Origin of the sequence: Clavibacter capsici, assembly GCF_001280205.1 — a bacterium.
GTDB lineage: Bacteria > Actinomycetota > Actinomycetes > Actinomycetales > Microbacteriaceae > Clavibacter > Clavibacter capsici.
The window spans coordinates 1,211,143-1,233,615 of sequence record NZ_CP012573.1; the positions used below are offsets into that span (position 1 = coordinate 1,211,143).

General features: G+C 74.2%; 22 protein-coding genes. 11 read left to right on the forward strand and 11 right to left on the reverse strand.

Going from position 1 to position 22,473, the window contains the following annotated elements:
- Positions 1 to 148: 148 nt before the first annotated feature.
- The 3 genes from AES38_RS05745 to AES38_RS05755 are packed head-to-tail and all read right to left on the reverse strand — an operon-like array spanning position 149 to position 3,318.
- Entirely contained in the window at positions 149 to 1,672 is a 1,524-nt protein-coding gene (locus tag AES38_RS05745) for a cation:proton antiporter (protein ID WP_053774161.1), read from the reverse strand.
- A 48-nt stretch (positions 1,673 to 1,720) separates the two neighbouring features.
- Positions 1,721 to 2,344, reverse strand: coding sequence for an alpha/beta hydrolase (locus tag AES38_RS05750; protein ID WP_081001852.1), 624 nt, complete (start codon positions 2,342 to 2,344; stop codon positions 1,721 to 1,723).
- The gene (locus AES38_RS05755; RefSeq protein ID WP_053774162.1) at positions 2,341 to 3,318 is read right to left on the reverse strand and encodes a ring-cleaving dioxygenase; all 978 of its coding nucleotides are present in this window, start codon (positions 3,316 to 3,318) and stop codon (positions 2,341 to 2,343) included. Before AES38_RS05755 ends, AES38_RS05750 begins: the two co-directional genes overlap by 4 nt.
- A 101-nt stretch (positions 3,319 to 3,419) precedes the next feature.
- On the opposite strand from AES38_RS05755, the gene AES38_RS05760 reads away from it, so the two are divergent.
- Positions 3,420 to 4,547 (forward strand): hypothetical protein, encoded by a 1,128-nt coding sequence (locus AES38_RS05760; protein ID WP_053774163.1) that lies wholly within the window; start codon positions 3,420 to 3,422, stop codon positions 4,545 to 4,547.
- A 63-nt stretch (positions 4,548 to 4,610) separates the two neighbouring features.
- Here AES38_RS05760 and AES38_RS05765 read toward each other — a convergent pair whose 3' ends face one another.
- From AES38_RS05765 to AES38_RS05775, 3 genes are read right to left on the reverse strand one after another with little or no spacing between them, the layout of a single operon-like run.
- Complete coding sequence (locus AES38_RS05765) at positions 4,611 to 5,081, reverse strand: MarR family winged helix-turn-helix transcriptional regulator (protein WP_053774164.1); 471 nt, start codon at positions 5,079 to 5,081, stop codon at positions 4,611 to 4,613.
- Positions 5,078 to 5,836 (reverse strand): alpha/beta fold hydrolase, encoded by a 759-nt coding sequence (locus AES38_RS05770; protein ID WP_053774165.1) that lies wholly within the window; start codon positions 5,834 to 5,836, stop codon positions 5,078 to 5,080. Before AES38_RS05770 ends, AES38_RS05765 begins: the two co-directional genes overlap by 4 nt.
- A gap of 57 nt (positions 5,837 to 5,893) precedes the next feature.
- Positions 5,894 to 6,337, reverse strand: a complete 444-nt coding sequence (locus tag AES38_RS05775; RefSeq protein WP_053774166.1) for an iron chaperone — start codon at positions 6,335 to 6,337, stop codon at positions 5,894 to 5,896.
- Positions 6,338 to 6,452: 115 nt separating this feature from the next.
- Here AES38_RS05775 and AES38_RS05780 point away from each other — a divergent pair, with 115 nt between their 5' ends.
- Both AES38_RS05780 and AES38_RS05785 read left to right on the forward strand, forming a co-directional pair.
- Positions 6,453 to 6,722, forward strand: a complete 270-nt coding sequence (locus tag AES38_RS05780; protein ID WP_053774167.1) for a hypothetical protein — start codon at positions 6,453 to 6,455, stop codon at positions 6,720 to 6,722.
- A gap of 67 nt (positions 6,723 to 6,789) precedes the next feature.
- Positions 6,790 to 7,920 carry an SDR family oxidoreductase gene (locus AES38_RS05785; RefSeq protein ID WP_053774168.1) on the forward strand — a complete coding sequence of 377 codons (1,131 nt, stop codon included), beginning with the start codon at positions 6,790 to 6,792 and terminating at the stop codon, positions 7,918 to 7,920.
- Here the strand turns inward: AES38_RS05785 and AES38_RS05790 are convergent.
- Positions 7,907 to 9,124, reverse strand: coding sequence for a DUF418 domain-containing protein (locus AES38_RS05790; RefSeq protein ID WP_053775693.1), 1,218 nt, complete (start codon positions 9,122 to 9,124; stop codon positions 7,907 to 7,909). The genes AES38_RS05785 and AES38_RS05790 overlap by 14 nt on opposite strands.
- Before the next feature lie 128 nt (positions 9,125 to 9,252).
- Here AES38_RS05790 and AES38_RS05795 point away from each other — a divergent pair, with 128 nt between their 5' ends.
- The 7 genes from AES38_RS05795 (at position 9,253) to mmsB (ending at position 17,303) form a co-directional block, all read left to right on the forward strand.
- Positions 9,253 to 10,164, forward strand: coding sequence for an ABC transporter ATP-binding protein (locus AES38_RS05795; protein ID WP_053775694.1), 912 nt, complete (start codon positions 9,253 to 9,255; stop codon positions 10,162 to 10,164).
- Positions 10,161 to 11,024 (forward strand): ABC transporter permease, encoded by an 864-nt coding sequence (locus AES38_RS05800; RefSeq protein WP_053774169.1) that lies wholly within the window; start codon positions 10,161 to 10,163, stop codon positions 11,022 to 11,024. Before AES38_RS05795 ends, AES38_RS05800 begins: the two co-directional genes overlap by 4 nt.
- A 37-nt stretch (positions 11,025 to 11,061) precedes the next feature.
- Entirely contained in the window at positions 11,062 to 12,327 is a 1,266-nt protein-coding gene (locus AES38_RS05805) for a sensor histidine kinase (RefSeq protein ID WP_053774170.1), read from the forward strand.
- Positions 12,324 to 12,992 carry a response regulator transcription factor gene (locus tag AES38_RS05810; RefSeq protein ID WP_053774171.1) on the forward strand — a complete coding sequence of 223 codons (669 nt, stop codon included), beginning with the start codon at positions 12,324 to 12,326 and terminating at the stop codon, positions 12,990 to 12,992. Before AES38_RS05805 ends, AES38_RS05810 begins: the two co-directional genes overlap by 4 nt.
- Positions 12,993 to 13,287: 295 nt before the next feature.
- The gene (locus AES38_RS05815; RefSeq protein ID WP_053774172.1) at positions 13,288 to 14,427 is read left to right on the forward strand and encodes a substrate-binding domain-containing protein; all 1,140 of its coding nucleotides are present in this window, start codon (positions 13,288 to 13,290) and stop codon (positions 14,425 to 14,427) included.
- A 126-nt stretch (positions 14,428 to 14,553) separates the two neighbouring features.
- Complete coding sequence (mmsA, locus tag AES38_RS05820) at positions 14,554 to 16,098, forward strand: multiple monosaccharide ABC transporter ATP-binding protein (protein ID WP_053774173.1); 1,545 nt, start codon at positions 14,554 to 14,556, stop codon at positions 16,096 to 16,098.
- On the forward strand, positions 16,095 to 17,303 hold the full coding sequence (gene mmsB / locus AES38_RS05825) for a multiple monosaccharide ABC transporter permease (RefSeq protein ID WP_053774174.1): 1,209 nt from the start codon (positions 16,095 to 16,097) through the stop codon (positions 17,301 to 17,303). The genes mmsA and mmsB overlap by 4 nt, the downstream gene beginning before the upstream one ends.
- An 87-nt stretch (positions 17,304 to 17,390) precedes the next feature.
- Here the strand turns inward: mmsB and AES38_RS05830 are convergent, their stop codons facing one another.
- The 4 genes from AES38_RS05830 to AES38_RS05845 all read right to left on the reverse strand — a co-directional run bounded on the left by AES38_RS05830 (position 17,391) and on the right by AES38_RS05845 (position 20,407).
- Positions 17,391 to 18,191 carry a signal peptidase I gene (locus AES38_RS05830; RefSeq protein ID WP_053774175.1) on the reverse strand — a complete coding sequence of 267 codons (801 nt, stop codon included), beginning with the start codon at positions 18,189 to 18,191 and terminating at the stop codon, positions 17,391 to 17,393.
- A 34-nt stretch (positions 18,192 to 18,225) separates the two neighbouring features.
- On the reverse strand, positions 18,226 to 19,131 hold the full coding sequence (locus tag AES38_RS05835) for a hypothetical protein (protein WP_053774176.1): 906 nt from the start codon (positions 19,129 to 19,131) through the stop codon (positions 18,226 to 18,228).
- Entirely contained in the window at positions 19,128 to 19,763 is a 636-nt protein-coding gene (locus AES38_RS05840) for a TasA family protein (protein ID WP_053774177.1), read from the reverse strand. The genes AES38_RS05835 and AES38_RS05840 overlap by 4 nt, the downstream gene beginning before the upstream one ends.
- Before the next feature lie 98 nt (positions 19,764 to 19,861).
- Positions 19,862 to 20,407 (reverse strand): alternate-type signal peptide domain-containing protein, encoded by a 546-nt coding sequence (locus AES38_RS05845; RefSeq protein WP_053774178.1) that lies wholly within the window; start codon positions 20,405 to 20,407, stop codon positions 19,862 to 19,864.
- A 347-nt stretch (positions 20,408 to 20,754) separates the two neighbouring features.
- Between AES38_RS05845 and AES38_RS05850 the strand changes: the two genes are divergently transcribed.
- Positions 20,755 to 22,413, forward strand: a complete 1,659-nt coding sequence (locus tag AES38_RS05850) for a sensor histidine kinase (RefSeq protein WP_053774179.1) — start codon at positions 20,755 to 20,757, stop codon at positions 22,411 to 22,413.
- Positions 22,414 to 22,473: the final 60 nt, after the last annotated feature.

Below are 22,473 nucleotides of genomic sequence, written 5' to 3' on the forward strand. Positions count from 1 at the left end.
CGGCCTGCCGCGCCCGGTGTCCGGGCCCTCATCGCCTGTCCCCGCCGACGCTAGCCCCCCGGCGTTTCCGGCGCGTTGCGCGAGCGCGTCGCGCCGTTGCCGCGACCTCTCACGTGCCGGACGCGCACGAGAGGCGAGCGGGATCCGCTCAGCGCGCGTCGCCCGCCTCGCGCCGGCCGAGCGCCACGTCCTCCGCGTCGATCATCATGAGCACGGCGCGCACGGCGAGCTCCGGGTAGCGGCCCTCGCGACGGGCGGCGAGCACGGCGGTCCGCTCGGCGTCGATCATGCGGCGCCGGACGCGGTCGTGCGTCAGCCGCTCGGCGGTCGTCTCGGGCAGCGCGTCGTCGAGCGGCCCGTCGTCGCCGTCCTCCGGCGCGAGGTCGCGCGCCGCGAGCCCGGCCGCGCGCGCCTCGTCGAGCAGGCGGTCGCGATCGGAGCGCTCCTGGTCGTCGGCGGAGTGGCCGAGGCGCAGGCGGCGGATGATCGTCGGCAATGCGAGCCCGCCCACGAGCGTCCCGGCCACCATCACGAAGGCGAGGAACTGCAGCAGCTCCCGCTCCGGCGTCTCCTCGGGGAGGAGGAACGCGGCCGCCAGCGTCACCACGCCGCGGACGCCCGCCGACGACACGGCCGTCACCGTCCGCCAGTTCCAGGTGCGGGCGCGGAGCCTCGCCGGCCCGTGGTCGAAGAGCACCTTGGAAGCCGCCACCGACGCGAAGCGCGCGGCCGTGAGCACCACGAGCAGCAGGATCGACAGCCCCGCGATCCGCCAGCCGTCCAGGCTCGACTCCGGCAGCCCCCGCACGATGCCGGCGAGGCTCAGCCCGATGAGGAGGAAGACGGCGTTCTCCAGCAGGAACTGGATCGTCCGCCAGTTCACCGACTCGGCGATGCGCGCCTCGGGCGACTGGATGAGCGGCGCCCGGTAGCCGAGCACGAGGCCCGCGGCGACGACCGCGAGCACGCCGGATCCACCCAGCTCCTGCGCCGGGATGAACGCGACGTACGGGATCGCGAGCGACAGGCTCGTGTCGAGCACGGCGGAGCGCAGGAAGCGGCGCACCGCGGAGAAGAGGAACGCGACGCCGAGCCCGATCGCGACCCCGAGGAGCACCGCGACCGCGAAGCCGCCCGCCACGTCTACCGGGTGCACGACGCCCACGATCGCCGCGATGGCCGTGTTCAGCGCGACCAGCGCGGTCGCGTCGTTGAGGAGGCTCTCCGTCTCGAGGATCGACATCACGCGCCGGGGGAGCCGCACCCGCCCGGCGACCGCCGAGACGGCGACCGCGTCGGTGGGCGCCACGACCGCGCCGAGCGCGAGCGCCGCGGCGAGCCCCACCGCGGGCACGAGCGCCCACAGCGCGAGCCCGAAGACCAGCAGGGTCACCACGACCACGCCCACCGAGAGCACCACGATGCTGTCGCGCCGGGCGCGGATGTCGGTCAGCGGCGTGCGGATCGCGGCCGCGAACAGCAGCGGCGGCAGCAGCCCGTAGAGCACGGCGTCCGGCTCGATCTCGATCTGCGGCACGCCGGGCACGAACGACGCGACCGCGCCCACCGCCACGAGCGCGACGGGAGCCGACCAGCCCGCGCGGCCGGCGATGCCGGACACCGCCACGGTGACGACGACGAAGGAGACGACCCAGGCGATGATCTCGGGCATGCGCGGCTTCCGATCGTGGGGGCGGGAGGGAGGTCGTGCGGGTACGGGTCAGTCGGCGCGGATCCGCGCGCGGGCCGCGTCGAGGTCCCGCGCGTCGAGCCCGTGGCCGCCGGGCCGCACGCGCGACACGACGTCGGACCCGCGGGCGGCGGCCTCGCGCACCGTGCGCTCCACGTCGACGAGCGGCGCCATCGTGTCCGCGTCGCCGTTGAGCAGCGTGATCCGCGTGCCCGTGAGGTCGGCGGGCGGCTCCCGGTCGCCGAGCGGCCAGCGCGCGGAGAAGGCGATCGTCTCCGGCACGGCCGCCGGATGCAGCAGCGTGGTCGCCAGCGCCATGTTCGCCCCGTTCGAGAACCCGACAGCGAGGATCTCCCGGTCCCCCAGAGCGTAGGCCGACCGGGCCGCGGCGACCAGGTCGGCGAGCTCGGCCGCGCGCGCCACCACGTCGTCGACGTCGAAGACGCCCTCCGCGTGGCGGCGGAACCAGCGGGCCGCGGATCCCTCGCGCACGCTCCCGCGCGGCGCCAGCACGGGCTGCCCGGGCGCCACGAGCCGCGCGAGCTCGAGGCCCTGCCGCTCGTCGGCGCCCGTGCCGTGCAGGCCGAGGATGACGGGACCGGCGTCCGCTCCCGGCTCGAACGCGTGGGGCGTGCGGTCGAGGATCCCGCTCACGCCGCGGTCCCGTCGGAGGGGACGGGCCCGTCGTCCGGCAGGCGCAGCGGCGGGACCGCGGCCTCGATGTCGGCGCGGCTGGGCTCGAGCCACGGCGGGAGGCGCAGGCTGCGGCCGAGCTCGAGCAGCGGCTCGTCGACGTCGAAGCCGGGGGTGTCCGTGGCGATCTCGAACAGCACGCCACCGGGCTCGCGGAAGTAGACGGAGGTGAAGTACTGCCGGTCGAGGATCTGCGTCACGTGGTGCCCGCGGTCGGCCAGCTCGTCGCGCCACTCCTGCTGCCGGGCGCGGTCGGGCACGCGGAAGGCGACGTGGTGCACGGTGCCGCCCGCGGTGAGGCCCTGCTGCGCGCCCGGGTCGGCGACGAGGTCGACGAGGGAGCCCGGCCCGCCGTCGCCCGCGGCGAAGCGGAAGCGGCCGTCGCGCTCGTCCACGAGCCGGAGCCCCAGGTCGTCCACGAGCACGGAGGCGGTGCCCGCGGGATCCCGCACGGTGAGCACCGAGGAGTGCTGGCCGCGGATCGCGTGCTCGGCGGGCACGTCGGCCGAGTCCCACGGCGCGCGCGGGTCGTCGACGGAGGAGGCGACGAGGTCGATCTGCAGGCCGTCGGGGTCGCGGAGGGAGAGGCGCTCCTCCGCGGATCCGGTCGACGAGATCGACGGGGCGACGCCCACGTCGCGCAGGTGCTCGGCCCACCAGCCGAGGCTCCCGGCGGGCACCGAGAACGCGGTCGTCGTGGACTGCCCGGCGCCGACGCGTCCCGCGGGCACGCCCTTCCACGGGAAGAAGGTGAGGAGCGATCCGGGCCGGCCCTCGGTGTCGCCGTAGTAGAGGTGGTAGCTGCCGGGGCTGTCGAAGTTCACCGTGCGCTTGACGAGCCGGAGGCCCATCGCGCGCACGTAGAAGTCGACGTTCCGCTGCGGGTCGCCGCCGATGGCGGTGACGTGGTGCAGTCCCTGGGTGCTGGCGGTCATGAGGCGCTCCTTCCGCGCGGCCCGGTCGGGCCATGTCCATGCAAACGCATAGTACTCGGGATCATTCCCACCCCTACCCTGGATCGACGAGGGGGACGCCCATGGACCTGCGCTGGCTGAGCGCGCCGGATGACGAGGTCGCGGAGGCGATGCGCACGGTGCGCACCAGCGCCCGCCCGTCGTGGGTCCCGTCGCGCCGTAAGGTCCTGGCGCACGTCAACGACTCGCTGATCCTCTGGTTCGTCTGCCTTGTCCTCATGTACTTCGGCATCGTCACCGACGGCGCGGGCGACGGGACGGTCACGCCCGCGACGATCGCGGGGCTCGCCGGCGCCGCCGTGGTCCTCGCCGTCTGGCTGCTGGGAGCCCGCCTCCTGCACCGCTGGGCAGCCCGGCCGCCGTCGCCGCGCGCCCGGGGACGGGAGTGGCGGCAGCACCTGACGGCCCTCGCCAACGGCTTCGCGCCGCAGCCGAGCGGCGGCCGCACCTTCCGCGCGCTCATCACCGAGGACGCGGGCGGCGTGCTCATCGTGCCGCGCTTCCGTGCCGCGGGCGTCGAGTTCGGCAACGTCGTGCGGAAGCGCGCGCGGCGCAGCGGATGGAGCTACGTGGCGGTGGAGCTGCCCGTGCCGCTCCCGCACCTGCTGCTCGACGCGACCGCGGACGACGCGCGCGGCGGCGACCTCCCGGCGAGCGTGCGCCGCGGCCAGCGCCTCTCCCTCGAGGGCGACTTCGACCGGCACTTCCGCCTGTACGCGCCCGCGGAGTACGAGCGCGACGCCCTGTACCTGCTCACGCCCGACGTCATGGCGGCGCTCGTCGACGACGCGGCGGACTTCGACGTCGAGATGGTCGACAGCACGCTCGTGTTCTTCCGCCGGGAGCTCGCCGACTTCGCCGAGGCCGGGCCGTGGGAGGCGACCGGGCGGATCCTCGACGGCGTCGCCGCCCGCATCCGGCGCCGCGCGACGCGGTACCGCGACGAGCGCGTGCTGCTCGGCGACGGCGGTGGGGCGGCGCCGCTGCGGGCCGACCTCGACGAGCAGCCGCCGGATCCGCGCGCCCCGCGCATCGCCGCCGACGGCCGCCGCCTCGACGTCCGCGACCGCCGCACGGGCTGCCTCGGCGCCCTCGGCTGGTTCGCCTGGATCGCGTTCCGCGCCGCGCTGATCCTCGTGCCCGCGGTCTTCGCCTTCGCGGGCTTCATGTCGATCGTCGACGGGCGCTGACCGGCGCTGACCGGCGCTGACGGGCGGAGGCGCGTGACGTGGCCGAGGAGTCAGCCGGATGCGTCAGGGCCTCGCGCCCGACCGATCCGCCCGCCGCAGCGTCAGGGCGTCGAGGGTAGGGCGTCGGTCGAGGAGGCGCCGGAGCGCTCCGATGGCGGCGTCGAGCTCGGGCCCGTCGAGCGCCCCGCCGATCGCGTCGTGCACGGCGGCCTCGGCGGCGCGCACGTCGGCCACGCGGCCGCGGCCCTCGTCGGTCAGGCGGAGCACCACGCTTCGGCGGCTGCGCGGATCCGGGTCGCGATGGACGAGGCCCCGGCGCACGAGCGCGTCGACGAGGCGGCTGGGCGACCCGGCCTCGCAGACGAGCCGCGCGCCGAGGGCGGCCAGGCTGATCCCGGGGGCATCGTCGAGCACGACGACCGCCTCCGCCTGCGCGGGCGTCAACCCGGTCGGGGCGAGCGCGGCGGCGTAGGCCCGCGCACCCTCCCGCTGCGCCCCGAGGATCAGGTAGCGCAGCTCCTCCGCGGGGCTCACGCGGTGCCCGCCGCCACCGCCCCGACGCCGACCTCGGCGCGCACGAACGCGTCCACCGCGGCGGCGTACTCCTCGGGGTGCGTGAACCGGAGCATGTGCCCGGTGCCGGGGATCACGAGCTCGCGGGCGTGCGGCAGGCCGTCGCGGAGCGCGGCCGCGGCGGCCGGACCGACGAGCCGGTCGTCATCGGGCGTGAGGAGGAGCGTCGGCACCTCGATCCGCGCCAGCCGCGTCCGGACGTCGAACCCGGCCACCGCGCGCACCCGGGCCGCGTACGCCGCGGCGGGCGTGTGCGCGCGGAACAGCTCCCGGTAGTCGCGACGCGTCCGCGGATGCGGGGCCGTCGGGTCGAGCCGGGACGCGAGCTGCGACGCGTGGAAGCGGAGGATCCCCTGCTCGTAGGCGACGCGCGGCACCCGGTCGGCGAGGCCCGCGGCGCGCGTCTTCCACGCGGGGGTCGGATCCGCCGCGAAGCCGCCCGAGAGCACGAGGCCGGCGAGCCCCGGAGGCCGACGCAGCGCGAGCGCGAGGCTCACGACCGCGCCGAAGGAGTCGCCGACGAGCACGTACCGCCGCAGGTCGGCGACCGCGTCCTCGAGGGCGTCGGCCGTCTCGTCGACCGTCGCGGCGTCGTCGGGGAGGCGCAGCGTGCGGACGGGATAGGGGGCGAGGGCGGTGAGCGGCGCGAAGTCCCAGGGCGCGCCGGAGAAGCAGGGGACGCCGACGAGCACCGGCGGAGACGAGATCGATGACATGTCATCAATCTACGGAGGGGCCGTGCCGGACGGCAGCCCCCGATCGGGCGACGCGCCTCAGCCCCCGACGGACCGCCGCACCAGCTCCGCCACGCGCTCCTCGTTCGCGGGATCCACGGCCGTGAGCGCGTACGAGGTCGCCCACATGGTGCCCTCGTCGAGCTGCGCCGGGTCCTGGAAGCCGAGCGTCGAGTACCGGGTGCCGAACTTGGATCCCGGCTGGAAGAACACGACGGGCTTGCCGTCCGCGTCGGCGTATGCCGGGAAGCCGTACCAGGTCTTGGGCGAGAGGCCCGGCGCGTGCTCGAGCACGATGCCGTGCAGCCACTCGGCGATCGCGCGCTCCTCGGGCGGCATCGCGGCGTGCGCGTCGAGCACGCCCTGCAGCGCGGCGGCCTGCTTGTCGGCGGCCTTCTGCGCCTTCGCCTCCTCGCGCAGCTCCTTCGCGCGCTGCTTCATCGCCGCGCGCTCGTCCTTCGTGAATCCGCCGTCGTCCGTCATGTCCGCTCCTGGATGGTGGGTCTCCGGCGAGCGTGGCAGCAGCGCGGGGCCGGCACAAGGTGTCGGCCGCCTGCGCGCGTGCGGACGAGCCCCCGGGACGGCGTACCGTCGGAGCATGAGCACCCACGAGCAGGACCAGCCCATCATGGACGGCGCCACCGAGGCCACCGCGGACGAGAAGCGCGCCGGGCTCGCCGAGCAGGTCGCCTACGACCACCGCGACCGCGGATCCGAGGCGATGGCCGCCGAGCTCGACCGCCGCACCGAGGACTCCGGCCTCGGCGACGGTCCGGCCGACCCGGCCGCCACGCAGGCGACCTCCACCGGTCGCGACGGCGTCGACGGCGAGGCCGACGCCGAGGTCGACGGACCGCACCCCGCCTGATCCCGTCGACACGCCCGCGAGGAGCCGCCCGGAATGCCCGGGCGGCTCCTCGCGGTTGGGGGAGGGGATGACCGAGATCCGAGAGACCCCCGCCCGCACGCCCGCCCCCGCCGTCACGCCGCGCTCCGACGGCACCGGCCGCACGGCCCTCGTGGTCGGCGCCACCGGCATCAGCGGATCCGCGCTGGTCGACCAGCTCACCGCCGAGGGCTGGGACGTCCTCGCCCTCAGTCGCCGCGCCGGCGCCGACCGCCCGGGCGTCCGCTGGATCAGCGCCGACCTGCGCTCCGCCGACGACCTCCGCCGCGCGCTCGCGGGCGAGCAGCCGACCCACGTGTTCTTCACGGCGTGGTCGCGCCAGGCCACCGAGCAGGAGAACATCGACGTCAACGGCGGCATGGTGCGCGACCTGCTGGCTGCCCTCGACGGCGCGCCCGTCGATCACGCGGCACTCGTCACCGGCCTCAAGCACTACCTCGGCCCGTTCGAGGCGTACGGCCAGGGCGCGATGCCCGACACCCCGTTCCACGAGGAGGAGCCGCGCCTCGACGCCCCGAACTTCTACTACGCGCAGGAGGACGAGCTCTTCGCCGCCGCCTCCCGCCAGGGCTTCGCCTGGTCGGTGCACCGCTCGCACACGGTGATCGGCCACGCGGTCGGCAACCAGATGAACATGGGCCTCACCCTCGCGGTGTACGGATCGATCTGCCGCGACCTCGGCCTGCCCTTCGTCTTCCCGGGCAGCGCGACCCAGTGGGACGGCCTCACCGACGTCACCGACGCCACCGTGCTCGCCGACCAGATGATCTGGGCGGCCACCTCCGAGGCCGGTCGCGACGAGGCGTTCAACGTCGTCAACGGGGACGTCTTCCGCTGGCGCTGGATGTGGCCGCGCCTCGCCGCCTTCTTCGGCGTCGAGCCCGTCGGCTTCGAGGACGCCCCGCGGCCCCTCGAGCAGCAGATGGCGGGCTACGAGGACGAGTGGGCGCGCATCGCCCGCGAGGCCGGGCTGGCCGAGTCCGACCTGGCCCGCATCGCGTCCTGGTGGCACACGGACGCCGACCTCGGCCGCGACATCGAGGTCGTCACCGACATCAGCAAGAGCCGGCTCGCCGGCTTCGACACGCACCACCGGACGCTCGACAGCTTCCTGGGGCTGTTCGAGCGCTACCGCGCGGAGGGGCTCATCCCGCGCTGACCGGCGCCGCCGGGCGGCCGTACGCGAGGCGGCGGATCGCCCACTCGGCGGGACCGGCGCGGCCGGCGCGCTCGAGCGCCACGGCGACGCCGACGGTGACGAGCCACACGCCGATCGCGACCAGCGCGATCCGGGCCGTCCCCGCGCCCACGCCGAGCCCGAGCGACCACGGCTCCAGGAGGATCGCGAACAGCACCGACTGCAGCAGGTAGCAGGTCATCGAGCGGCGTCCCACGGCGACCAGCGCGCCGAGCACCGGCCCGGGCGCCGGATCCCCGCGGCGGGCCCGCGCGGCGACGGCCCAGCCGACGATGCCCAGCAGCCCGAGCGCGCCCGCGACGCCCGTCGCGCCGTGCAGCACGCCGAGCAGGTACAGCGCGACGGGATCCGCGTCGAGCGCGCCCACGGCCGCGAGCACGAGCGGCAGCGCGCCGAGCACGCTGACGGGCATCCCGACGAGCGCGAGGCGGCGGAGCAGCGGCAGGTGCGCGGCCGGCTCCTCGAGCACGCGACGGCGGCCGAGCAGGATCCCGATCGCGGCCAGCGGGACGAGCGCGCCCACCGTCACGGGCGTCGCCACCAGCAGCGCGGTGAGGGCCAGGGCGCGGCTCGCGAGGTCGCCGAGGAACGAGCCGTCGCCGCCGAAGAGCGAGCCGGCCCCGTCGTCGCCCGCGAGGCCGTCCAGGCCCGCGGAGGCGAGGAACACGATCGCGGTCGCCCATGCCAGCACGCGGTACGCGCGGTCGCTCGCGCGGTGCAGGGCGGCGAGCGCGAGCCCGAGGATCCCGTACGACAGCAGGATGTCGCCCTCGAACAGCAGCACCACGTGCAGCGCCCCGAACACCATGAGCCACAGGCTCCGACGCAGGAGCAGCCGTCGGGCGCGCGGCCCGTCCACGCCCGCGGCGGCCTGCCGGCGGAGGATGACCGCGAAGCCGTACGCGAAGAGCATCGTGAACAGCGGGAAGGCGCGGTTGTCGACGAGCGTGCCCACGAGCGCGTCAGCCACGTGGTCGAGCGGCGTGCCGTCCGTCGGTCGGGCGAGCGGTCCCGTCGGCCGGTCGGCGATGAAGTAGACCGAGTTGGCGAGCGCGATGCCGAGCAGCGCGATCCCGCGGAGCAGGTCGGGCGCGAGGCTGCGCTCCGCCGCGGAGGTCGGGCCGGCGTAGCCGACGGGCGCAGGGGATGCGGGGAGCGGGGTCACGGATCCAGCCTGCCCGCCCGGGAACCAGCCCGCCAGCGCGCGCGGGAGCGGCATCCACCGATCGGCCGATGCCGGGGATCGACCGCTCGGCCGTTCCGCTCCCGCGCGCCGCCCGCCACGCTGGACCCATGACATCAGCAGCCGTCGAGGAGCACGTGAGCGTGCGCGACCTCGAGAAGACCTACGGCACGACCACCGCCCTCCGGGGCGTCAGCTTCGACATCCACCGCGGCGAGACGTTCGCGCTCCTCGGGCCGAACGGCGCGGGCAAGTCGACGACCATCGAGATCCTCGAGGGCTACCGGCTGCGCACCGGCGGATCCGCGACCGTGCTGGGCGTCGACCCCGCGACGGGCGGCCGCGCCTGGCGCGCCCGCATCGGCATGGTGCTCCAGTCGAGCTCCGAGAGCGGCGCGATGACCGTGCGCGAGCAGGTCGCGCACTTCGCCGCGATGTACCCGCGGTCGCGGGACGTCGACGCCACCATCGAGGCCGTCGGCCTCACCGAGAAGGCCGGCACCCTGCTGCGCGCGCTCTCGGGCGGCCAGCGCCGACGGGTGGACGTGGCCCTCGGGATCATCGGACGCCCCGAGCTGCTCTTCCTCGACGAGCCGACCACGGGCTTCGACCCCGAGGCGCGGCACCGGTTCTGGGACCTCGTGCGCGAGCTCAAGGCGGAGGGCACGACGATCCTCCTCACCACGCACTACCTCGACGAGGCGGCGCAGCTGGGCGACCGGGCCGCGGTCATCGCGGGCGGCCGGCTCGTGGCGATCGGCCGGCTCGACGAGATCGGGGGAGAGGAGGCGCGGATCCCGCGGGTGCTGTGGCGCGACGACGACGGATCCCACGAGGAGCGCACCCCGACGCCCGGCGCCTTCGTGTCCCGGCTCTCGGCGGCGACGCCCGGCGGCGAGCCGCAGGACCTCCGCATCGTCCGGCCCAGCCTCGAGGACGTGTACCTCGGGCTGCTCGCGGAGGCGGGGTCCGCGCCGACCCCCACCGCGGCTCCGGCCTCCTCCGAGGAGGTGGCGGCATGACCGCCGTCCGCCCCGCGCGTCCCGCCGCGGACCGCGCCCCGTCGCTCCCCGGCGTCGTGCCCCTCGGGATCCACCGGGTCCGCTACGAGGTCCGCCGCTACTTCCGCCAGACCGACACGATCATCTTCACGTTCCTCTTCCCGGTCATCATGCTGTCGATCTTCTCGGTCGCCTTCGGGTCGTCCGGCAACCTCGGCACCGCGCCCGACGGGTCCGGCGGCGTCAGCGCCGCCGCCTACTACCTGCCGGGCATGATCGCGGCCGGCATCCTCCTCTCGGGCGTGCAGAACCTCGCGGTCGACATCGCGATGGAGCGCAGCGACGGCACGCTCAAGCGGCTCGCCGGATCCCCGCTGCCCGTGCTCTCGTACTTCATCGGCAAGGGCGGCCAGGTCATCGTCACCTCGCTGCTCCAGATGGTCGTGCTGCTGCTCGTCGCCCGGTTCGCGTTCGGGGTGGAGCTGCCGACCGACGCCGGCCGCTGGGCCACGTTCGCGTGGGTCTACGCGCTCGGGATCACCTCGTCCGCCGTCCTCGGCATCGCGCTCAGCCGCATCCCGCGCTCGGGCGCCTCGGCCACCGCGGTCATCACGCCGATCGTCCTCGTGCTGCAGTTCATCAGCGGCGTCTACCTCACCTTCACGATGCTGCCCACCTGGCTCCAGGACGTCGCGGCCTTCCTGCCGCTGAAGTGGATGGCGCAGGGCATGCGCGCCGTCTTCCTGCCGGACGCGCTCGCATCCGTCGAGCGCGGCGGAACGTGGGACCTCGCCGGCGTCGCGGTCGTGCTCGCCATCTGGCTGGTCGGCGGCACCATCGCCGCGGTCGCGACCTTCCGCTGGATCCGCCGGGACTCGTGAGCATGCGCGACCGGTCGGCGGCTGGCAGGCTCGGGGCATGATCCCCACCCGCTGGGTCCACGTCGCGTACGCCGTGACGATGGCGCTCCTCGTCGCGCTCGCCGTGACCGGGCTCGACGACCCGACGCCCGCCCTCGCCGCCGTCGGGGTCATGGCCGCGCTGTACCTCCTGGCGGGCCGGCCGGCGCTCGTCGCGTCCGCTGCGGCGGCGCCGCACGACCCGGTGCGGCCGGAGCCCTCGGCCGTCGTCTTCCTCGTGCTCGCGATCCCGGCGGCCACCTGGGGCGTCGCGACCCTGTCGTCGTTCGCGGTCGTGCAGTGCGTGCTGTGCCCCATGGTCTGGTTCCTCCTGCCGCGGATCCGCGACGCCGTCCTCGGCACGCTCGTGCTCACGGGATCCGTCGCCGTGGGCTTCGTCATCGGCTTCGGCGACCTGCCCGGCGCGCTCCCGACCATGGCGGTGTCGCAGGGGCTGAGCCTCGGCGGGAGCATCGCGCTCGGCCTGTGGATCACGCGCATCGACGACCTCAGCCGCGAGCGCCTCGAGCTGCTCGACGGGCTGCGGGCCGCGCAGGCGCAGGTCGAGGAGCTCGGCCGCGCGGCCGGGGCGGCCCGCGAGCGGGAGCGGCTGTCCGCGGACATCCACGACACGGTCGCGCAGGACCTCACGGGCGTCGTGATGCTCGCCCAGCGCGGCCGACGCGAGCTCCGCGGCGGCGGCGACGCCGAGGCGCTCGACCGCACCCTAGCCCTCCTCGAGGACAGCGCGCGCGACGCGCTCACCCAGACCCGCGCGATCGTCGCCGCCACCGCGCCGGTCGAGCTGACCGACGGGCTCGGCCCCGCGCTCGCCCGGCTGGGCGCCCGCCTGGCCCGCGAGACCGGGATCCCCGTCGAGGTGCGAGCCGATCCCGCCATAGGTCCCGTGGACCGCGACGCCGAGGTGGTCCTCCTCCGCTGCGCCCAGGAGGGCCTCGCGAACGTGCGCCGCCACGCGGGCGCGTCCGGCGTGGAGCTGAGGCTCGCGAGCGACGGCGCCGACGTCGTCCTCGCCATCCGCGACGACGGCCGCGGGTTCGACCCCGACCGCGCGTCCGCGGGCTACGGGATCGACGGGATGCGCCGCCGCCTCGCCGCCGCCGCCGGGCGCCTCGACGTCGCCACCGGGCCCGGCGGGACCACGCTCACCGCGCGGATCCCCGCCCGCGCCCCCGCGGCCGGTGCCGCAGCCGACCCCGCAGCGCCCGCCGTGACCCCGCCCGCCGCGACCCCGCCCGCCGTCGCGACGGCGGCCCGCGCGTGACCGCCCCGCGGATCCGCGTCGCCGTCGTCGACGACCACCCCGTCGTCCGCGCCGGCCTCGCCGCCCTGCTCGCCTCCGCCGACGACCTCGAGGTGGTCGGCCAGGCCGCCGACGGCGAGGCCGCGGTCGCGCTCGTCCGCGCCGAGCGCCCCGACGTCGTGCTCATGGACCTCCGCATGCCCGTCCTCGACGGCGCCGGCGCGACCGCCCGGCTCCGCGAGGAGGCGCCGGGCGTGCGCGTCCTGGTGCTCACGACCTACGAGACCGACGCGAGCATCCTCACCGCCATCGAGGCGGGCGCGAGCGGCTACCTGCTGAAGGCGGCGCCCGAGGAGGAGATCCTCGCGGGCGTCCGCGCGGTGGCCCGCGGCGACGTCGCCCTCGCGCCGGCCATCGCCGCCTCGCTCGTCCGGCAGGTCGCGCGTCCGGCGGCCGCCCCGCCCGCGGCCCCGACGCCGACCCTCAGCCCGCGTGAGACGGAGGTCCTCGCGCTCGTCGCCGCGGGCCGCACGAACGCGCGCATCGCCCTCGAGCTGCACGTGACGCCCGCGACCGTGAAGACCCACCTGCTGCACGTGTTCGAGAAGCTCGGCGTCGGCGACCGCACCCGCGCGGTCACGCTCGCGATGGAGCTCGGCCTCCTGCCGCCCGCGACGCCGCGGTAACGCTCGCGATGGAGCTCGGCCTCCTGCCGCCCGCGACGCCGCGGTAACGCTTGGATAACGTCTCCCGGAAGCCGTATCGGCGCCTGCGGAAATGGATATGTTCTGACCGACGACGAAAGCACGGATCCCCGCCCACGCGCCGATCCGACGGCCGTCGCCCCGCACCACATCCCGCACACCACCACAGCAGAACCCGACCCGAGGACGCGTCGGCGCACCACGACGGCCCCCGCGAGGACGCGACGGCCAGGTGCCCCCCACGCCCCGGACGGGCCACCCGAGAGGACCGGCCGACATGGCATCCGGACACAACGCACGAAAGATCAGCTCCCTCCTCCTCCTCGCCGGCGTCGCCGTCGGCATGACCGCCTGCGCACCGCAGGGCGCGACGAACACCGGCTCCGGCGGTGACGCGGCATCCGGCGGCACCGAGTGCAACGTGGGCATCTCGATGCCGACCCGCAGCCTCGAGCGCTGGATCAACGACGGCGAGGGCCTCAAGTCCAAGCTCGAGGGCGACGACTGCACCGTCGACCTCCAGTACGCCGACAACAAGACCGACGCCCAGATCAGCCAGATCCAGAACCAGGTCGCCGGCGGCGCCAAGATCCTCGTGGTCGCGGCCGTCGACGGCAAGACGCTGGGCCCCGCCCTCGAGGACGCGAAGAGCCAGGGCGTCACCGTCATCGCCTACGACCGCCTCATCAACGGCACCGACGCCGTCGACTACTACGCCACCTTCGACAACTACAAGGTCGGCCAGCTCCAGGGCGAGTTCATCAAGGACCAGCTGAAGCTCGACGAGGCCGCGGGCCCGTTCACCATGGAGCCCTTCGCGGGCAGCCCCGACGACAACAACGCCGGCTTCTTCTTCGGCGGCGCGTGGGACGTCCTCCAGCCCTACGTCGCGAGCGGCAAGCTGACGGTGCCCTCGGGCAAGTCGCCGGCCACGAGCGCCGACTGGCAGTCCATCGGCATCCTCGGCTGGGGATCCGACGACGCGCAGGCCGAGATGGACAACCGCCTGCAGTCGTTCTACACGGGCGGCCAGAAGGTCCAGGTCGTGCTCTCGCCCAACGACAGCCTCGCGCTCGGCATCGAGGCGTCGCTCTCCAGCGCCGGCTACGCGCCCGGCGCCGACTGGCCCGTCATCACCGGCCAGGACGCCGACAAGGCCAACGTCCAGGCGATCCTCCAGGACAAGCAGTCCATGACCGTCTGGAAGGACACGCGGGCGCTCGGCGACCAGGTCCAGAAGATGATCGGCGAGATCGTGAAGGGCGACGAGGTCACGGTCAACGACACCAAGACGTACGACAACGGCAACAAGGTCGTCCCGTCCTACCTCCTCGACCCGCAGGTGGTCGTGAAGGACGACGTGCAGAAGACGCTCGTCGACTCCGGCTTCCTCAAGGCCTCCGACGTCGGCCTGTAGCCCGACCCGCGGCCGACGGGCGCCCGGCACCACGCCGGGCGCCCGTCGGCCGCGCATCCGTCTCCACCCGGCGCGCGTCGATCCGACGCGCGCCACCGACCCGAACGGGAACCAGGAGCCACAGGAATGAACGACGTCATCCTCCAGATGACCGGCATCGTCAAGGAGTTCACCGGCGTGCGCGCCCTCGACGGCGTGGACGTCACCGTCCGACGTGGCGAGGTGCACGCCATCTGCGGCGAGAACGGCGCGGGCAAGTCGACGCTGATGAAGGTGCTCAGCGGCGTCTACCCGCACGGCACGTACGAGGGCACCATCACCATCGACGGCCGCGAGGTCCGCTACGGATCCATCAACGACAGCGAGCGCGACGGGGTGGTCATCATCCACCAGGAGCTCGCGCTCAGCCCCTACCTCTCCATCGCGGAGAACATCTTCCTCGGCAACGAGATGTCGCGCGGCGGCGTGATCGACTGGAACAGGACCAACCTCGAGGCGGTCAAGCTCCTGAAGCGCGTGGGCCTCGACGAGAACCCGGCCACGCGCGTGCTCGAGCTCGGCGTGGGCAAGCAGCAGCTCGTGGAGATCGCGAAGGCGCTCTCCAAGGAGGTGAAGCTCCTGATCCTCGACGAGCCGACCGCCGCCCTCAACGACGACGACTCGGCGCACCTGCTCGGCCTCATCGGCCAGCTGCGCGACCAGGGCATCACGAGCATCATCATCAGCCACAAGCTCAACGAGATCCGGGCCATCGCGGACGACGTCACCGTCATCCGCGACGGCAGGACCATCGAGACGTTCCCGGTCACCGACTCGGACGAGATCGAGACGCGCATCATCCGCGCCATGGTCGGCCGGCCGCTCGACGCGCAGTTCCCGCCGCGCGACCCGCGCATCGGCGCGGAGAAGCTGCGGGTGGAGAACTGGACCGTGCACCACCCGGTGGACGTCGACCGCGTCGTCGTCGACGACGCGTGCTTCACGGTCCGCGCCGGCGAGGTCGTGGGCTTCGCGGGCCTCATGGGCGCCGGCCGCACCGAGCTCGCCATGAGCATCTTCGGGCGCTCCTACGGCACCGGCATCACCGGCCGGATCTTCAAGGACGGCCAGGAGATCCGCACCCGCACCGTGAGCGAGGCCATCAAGAACGGCATCGCCTACGCGACCGAGGACCGGAAGCGCTACGGGCTGAACCTCATCGGCAGCATCACGGTGAACGTCTCCGCCGCGGCGCTCTCCAAGCTCGTCAAGCTCGGCGTGATCGACCGGCACCGCGAGTACGCGGTCGCCGACGACTACCGCAAGAAGATGAACATCAAGACGCCCGACGTCTCGGGGGTCGTCGGCAAGCTGTCCGGCGGCAACCAGCAGAAGGTCGTCCTCAGCAAGTGGATCTACTCGGGTCCCGACGTCCTCATCCTCGACGAGCCCACCCGCGGCATCGACGTGGGGGCGAAGTACGAGATCTACAGCATCATCAACCAGCTCGCGGCCGAGGGGAAGGCGGTCATCGTCATCTCCTCCGAGCTGCCGGAGCTCATCGGCCTCTCGGACCGGATCTACACGATCGCCGAGGGCCGGCTCACCGCGGAGGTCGCCCGGGCCGACGCCACCCAGGAGGAGCTGATGCGGCACATGACCGCCAGCCGGAAGTCAGGAGCGCAGAAGTGACCGTCGTACCCGAGCAGGCCACCGCGCCGAACGTGCCCACGCCGGACGGCGTGAAGAAGCGCCCGCGTCGGCGCATCGACCTCCGCCAGTACGGGATCCTCGCGGCGCTCGCCGTCATCATCCTGCTGTTCCAGGTCCTCACCGAGGGGCGGCTGCTCTACCCGGGCAACGTCGCGAACCTCATCCAGCAGAACGCGTACGTGCTGATCCTCGCGATGGGCATGGTCATCGTGATCATCGCGGGCCACATCGACCTGTCGGTGGGCTCGGTCGTCGCGACGGTCGGAGCCGTGGCCGCGCTGAGCATGAACGAGTGGGGGCTGCCGTGGGGGACCGCGGTCGTCCTGTCGCTCGTGGTCGGCGCGCTGATCGGCGCGTGGCAGGGCTTCTGGGTCGCGTTCGTCGGGATCCCGGCGTTCATCGTCACGCTCGCGGGCATGCTCGTGTTCCGCGGCGTCGCGCTCGTACTCCTCACCGGCGGCACGATCTCGGGCCTGCCGGCGGGCTTCAACTCCATCGGATCCGGCAACCTGCCGACCACGGGCGCACCCGACCTCCTCACGCTGGGGATCGGCGCGCTCGTGTCGGTCGCGCTCGTGGTGCAGCAGCTGCGCACCCGCGCCACGCTCCGCAAGCTCGAGCTGCCGCGCGAGCGGGCGGTCTCCTTCTGGATCCGCACCGTCATCGCGGTCTTCGCGATCATGTACCTCTGCTACCTGCTGGCGTACAACCGCGGGACGCCGATCATCCTGATCATCCTGGCGACCCTCGTGCTGCTCTACTCGTTCCTGCTGACGCGCACGGTGTTCGGACGGCACGTGTACGCGATGGGCGGCAACCTGTTCGCCGCGATGATGTCGGGGGTCAAGACCCGCTGGGTCAACTTCTTCATCTTCGTGAACATGGGACTGCTCGCCGGGCTCGCGGGCGTCGTCAGCACGGCGCGCGCCGGATCCGCGGTGGCCTCGGCCGGCCAGAGCTTCGAGCTCGACGCCATCGCCGCGGTGTTCATCGGCGGCGCGGCCGTGCAGGGCGGCGTCGGCACGGTCGTCGGCGCGGTCATCGGCGGCCTCGTGATGGGCGTGCTCAACCAGGGCCTGTCGATCCTGTCGGTGGACGCGGCGTGGCAGCAGGTCATCAAGGGCCTGGTGCTGCTCCTCGCGGTCGCCTTCGACGTCTACAGCAAGCGGCGCTCCGGGCGCTGACCCGCGACGCACGACGACGGCCCGGCGGCTCCCCTCGAGGGAGCAGCCGGGCCGTCCGTCGTGAGGGAGGGCGGGCGGTCCGCGGATTCAGCCGCGGTGGCGTCCCCGCGGACGCGGGGTGCTCGCGACAGGTGCCGCGTCGACGCCCGGGTGCGTGGGATCCTGGCGCTCCGCCTCGGCGACACCCGCGGCCATCGCGTCGGAGTGCACGTGGTCGCCCTCCGCCACGACGTCCTCGGCGGCCGACGCGCTGCGCCTCCGCCTCGTCTGCACGGCGCCCGTGATGATCGTGACCGCCGCGTAGCAGAGGAGCGCGACCGCGGCGGCCGGGATGATCCAGCTCCGGGCCTGTCCGTTGACGGCCTGGTTCGCCCAGCCGACGAGCGGCACCGAGTACCAGACCTCGCCCTGGATCTGCGCGGGCGTCACGGGCAGCGAGTCGGGCGACGCGTTGTTGTCGCCCTGGAAGGTGAAGGAGCGCGTGCCGTCCGAGGCGGACGCGATGGCGGTGATGCGGTGGGTGATGACCGCGGGGTCGCCCGAGCGGATCTGGTACGTCGCGACATCGCCCACCTCGAGCGCGTCAGGATCCACGGGGCGCACCACGATGAGCGTGCCGGGCGGCAGCGTCGGCTCCATCGACTGGGTGAGGATCGTCAGCGGCACGGATCCGGACACCTTGGGCACCACGAGCAGCACGGCCGCGAGCGCGATGACGAGCAGCAGGATCCCGACGCTGAGGCCGACGGCCGCCGAGCGGGCCAGCTGCGTGATGCCGCCGCGGGGCGTGGTGCCGGCTTCGAGCTCCACCGGCGCGAGGTCGTCCGCGGGTCGGCCGAGGGCGTCGGCGTGCCGCGCGCGACGGCGGGCGAGGGGGAGGCGGGGCATGGCGTGGGGTCCGGGTCGGGGCGGGTGGTGGGGGTCAGGAGCAGCGGAAGCCGCGGGCGCCGCTCTGCTCGAAGGCGACGACGGTGCCGTTCGCGACCTGGCGGACCTTCTGGCCGTTGCCGTCGAGGAGGTCGACCGACACGGGCACCGTGCCGTCGGCCGCGAGCGTGGACGGCACCTGGTCGCGGGTGATGGCGGCCTTGCCGTAGGAGCCCTGCGACGTGGCGATGCGCGTGCCGTTGACCATGACGCCGTAGTTCGAGTCGGACGGGGCGACGGAGGTGTCCCAGGCGACGAACACGTACCAGTTGCCGTCGGTCGGCTCGCAGCGGAACCCGCCGGTGACGGTGGGGCCCGCGGCGGTCTGCGTGGCGGAGGTCGAGGCGCGGCCCGTCCAGGAGCCCGAGCCGAGGACCACGCCGAGCGTGCCCGTGACGGACGCGGATCCGCTCGTGGGGAACCCCGACGCGGTGGTGCGCACGCACCAGGTCGACCTCGCGCCGCCCGCGAGGGTGCCGGAGACGGTGGGGGGCGACGCCCAGGTGCCGGAGACGGACCCGGAGCCGACGGACGAGGTGGCGGAGCAGCTCGACGCGGTGGTGCTCCAGGCGACGACCTTCGTGCCGCTGGCCAGAGCGCGGTCGGCGTCCGCCGACGCGGTCGCGGACACGGTGCCGGTCCAGGGCGACGTGGCGGTGCCCGTGTTGGTGACGACGACCGTCGCCGTGCGGCTCGGGCTGCTGGAGCTGACGGCGCCGGCGAGCTGGTCGAAGCCCGTGCTCGTGACGGCGACCGTCGCGGCGCGGACCGACGTGGCGGTGGTGGTGCTGGATCCCCAGAGGGCGTATCCGGCGGTGCTGCCCGCGCCCACGAGGAGGACGGTGAGGCCCACGAGGAGCGCGGCGCGGCTGCGGCCGATGCGGCGCCGCGTCCGGCTCACGGCTTCACCTGCGTGCCGGTGAGGGCGAAGGTGAGCTGGCCGGTGGACCCCTGCACGCTCTGCGGCGCGTCCCGGTCGAGGACGACCTCGGAGCAGACGACGGCCGATGCGCCGGGCTGGATGCGGACGAAGTCGCTGGAGGTGGTGAGCTGCCCGGGGCGTCCGGACCACGTGGTCGCGCCCGAGACGCAGGCCGACGTGGAGGCGACCGGGCCGATGCGCACGGAGAGCTCGCCGAGGAAGGCGCTGTTCGATGAGGTGCCACGGGTGGATACGGCCACGTCCAAGGGTACCGTCCCCGTGTTCTTCGCGGTGAAGGTGCCGATGGCGCCCTGCCCGGGGAGGAGGCGCGAGGAGTCGAGCGCCGACTGCTGCGTGACGACGAGGCCGCTGGTGCCGCTCGTGACGCCCGCCGGCTGCGCGCTCGCGGATCCGTTCCAGAGGGCGTAGCTGCCGCCGGTGGCGGCGAGCGAGGCGACGAGCACCGCGGTGAGGAGGCCGATGGTGAGCCAGGCGGCGCGGAGGGGGCTGCGCCGGGCGGGCTGCGTCGAGCGGCGGCCGTGGACGGGACGGGCGGCGGCGGAGCGACGGCCGCGAGCAGGACGGGGGGCGGGTGCCTGCCTCGTGCTCATGTCGTGTCGCTTCCGGTTCGTGTGGCGGGTGGTGCAGGGGAGGGGGGTGGAGCCCCCTCCCCGCGGGTGACGTCACCGCGGGGAGGGGAGACCGGGGACTAGATCGCGCGCTGGGTGAGCATGAAGGCGAGCTTGTCGAAGGAGAGCGAGCCGTTCTGGCCGGTCGTCGCGTCGGAGGGGAAGGTGACCGTCAGGACGACGTTGACCTTGGAGGCGGACGTGGAGGGCTTGACCGTGAACGTGTTCGCGGCGCTGGCGGGGGTGATGCTGGCGTCCTTCGAGGTGACGTCGAGCTTCGTGGTGATGGCCGCCTTGAGCGCCGCGTCGCCCGTGATGGAGACGGGGTTGTAGGTGAGGTCCGCGGCGAGCGAGTCGCCGGTCGCCGTGACGGTCAGCGCGCTCGTGTACTGGAGGACGTTGCCCGGGACGATGCGGTAGGTGGCGGGGTCGATGACCTTGCTGCCGCCGTTGGTGATGTCGGTCCAGACGCCCGCGGTGTCGGCGGAGATGGCCAGGTTGCCGGAGGAGACGCTGGAGGCGGCGACCGTCGCGTTGGCGTTCCACAGCGCGAAGCTGCCGGCGCCGCCGAGGAGGAGGACGATTCCGGCGGCACCTGCGACGGCACCGGAGACGATCTTGTTCATGGGGTTCCTGTTCTCTCGCGCGGTGTGCCGCGCATGTTCGTGGGGGAGGCGTCGGGTGGGTGTCCCGCCGGTCGGCTCCGGTCCCGTACGGGGCGCTTCAGCGGCGCCCCGCGGTGTCGTACCGGTGTTCCTTCGACGAACACCACTCTGACGGAGCGGTCTCAAGCCATCCGCTGGGCAACCGCAAGTCCGGCCGAGCTTTGCCGCAAGCCCGTCCCGGGTTCTGCTCAAGCGTCCGGATCCTGGCCGCGTGGGGCCGTCGCGGCGCCTCCGCGACCTCCTCGCATGTCGTCCGGTCTAGGCTCGGGCCACGACGTCCTCCGGCGGCGCGTACGGGAGGGGATCGCATGACGACTCCCGCACGCCCGTCCCGCACCGTCCTCTCCGCCCGGGACGACCAGAGGCGCCGCGGCTCCTCCCGCGCGCAGGTGCCGTTCCTCCTCAGCGTCGCGGTCGTCGCGGTCATCGTCGCCGTCGTCGAGCCGGAGGTGCACGGCGATCCCTGGTACCTGGCCTCGCTCGTCGTCGTGGGCGCCGTCTCCCTGCTCTGCGTGGGCCTCACCGTGAGCCGCACGCCCTCCGGCGTCCTCATGGTCGTGCCGGCGGTCGACCTCCTCGCGGTGGCCGCCCTGCGCGACGCGACGGCCGCCACCTTCCCCGCGGCGGCCCTCCTCGTGATCTTCCCGCTGCTCTGGCTGGTCTTCGCCTTCCCGTCCGGCGGGGTCGCGGTGGCCGTGGCGGGTGCGCTCGTCATCAGCCTCTTCCCGGTGATCCGCGACGGCGGGCTCCCCGCCACCTCCACCGCGTGGGCCGACCTCGTCGGCGCGCCCCTCCTCACCGCGCTGCTGGTCGCGGCGGCGGCCCAGGCGGCGGCCTCGCAGCGGACCGACCGGCGCGAGCTGGCCGAGGCGACCGAGACCCAGGCGCGGCTGCTCGCCGAGTCCCGCGACCAGACGGAGACCTTCCGCGACGTCGCCGACGCGGTCGACGTCGGGATCGTCTTCTTCGACGGGGCCGACCGGCCCGTGCTGCGCAACGCCGCGGTCCGCTCCCTCCTCGAGCTCGCGGGCTACGACCCGGCGACGGGTCGGGCGTCCCACGTGTACGGATCCGACCGCGTCACGCCGGTCGCCCGCGACGGCAAGATCCTCATGGAGGCGCTGTACGCCGACAAGGTGCACGGCCCGGTCTACTGGGTGGGGGAGCCGGGCGACCAGCGCGCCCTCGTCCTGTCGGTGCGCACCATCGGCCGCCGCGAGGGGCAGCGGACCGGCACCGTCCTCGGCGCCTACGACGTCACCGACCTCGCGCAGGCCGTCCAGGTGCGCGACGAGTTCCTGGCCACCGTCTCGCACGAGCTGCGCACGCCGCTCACGAGCATCGTCGGCTACCTCGACCTCCTCGACGAGCTGCACGACCCCGTGCACATGGGCATCGCGGGCGAGCTCGCGGTCATCCAGCGGAACGTCGAGCAGCTGTCGGCCATCATCGGGTCGCTCCTCGACGGCGCCGACCAGGCCCCGGCCCTCCGCCGTGGATCCGTCGACCTCACCGCGCTCGTCGAGGGCGCCGCGGCCCGCGCCGCCGGACGCGCATCCGAGCGGGGGCTCGCGCTCGACGCCCGCGTCGCCCCGGGCGTCGTGCTCGACGGCGACGCCGACCGGCTGACGCAGGTCGTGGAGGCCCTCCTCTCCAACGCGATCGTCTTCACCCCGACCGGCCGCATCCACGTGGTGCTCGAGCGCGAGGGCGACGACGCGGTCCTCTCCGTCGTCGACACCGGCGTCGGCCTCAGCGAGGAGGACCAGCGGCACGTCTTCGACCGCTTCTTCCGCGCGCAGTCGGCCCGGGACGGCGCGGTGCCCGGCCTCGGGCTCGGCCTCTCCATCGCCGAGCGCACGATCACCGCGCACGGCGGATCCGTCCGCATCTCCAGCCGGCTGGGGCACGGCACGCGCGTGGTCGTCGCCCTCCCGGTCGGATCGCCGCCCTACCCCTCCCCATAGCCGATGACAAGACCCGATCGCGAATCGGCGTATCGGAGGGGGTCCGCCTAGACTCAGCCG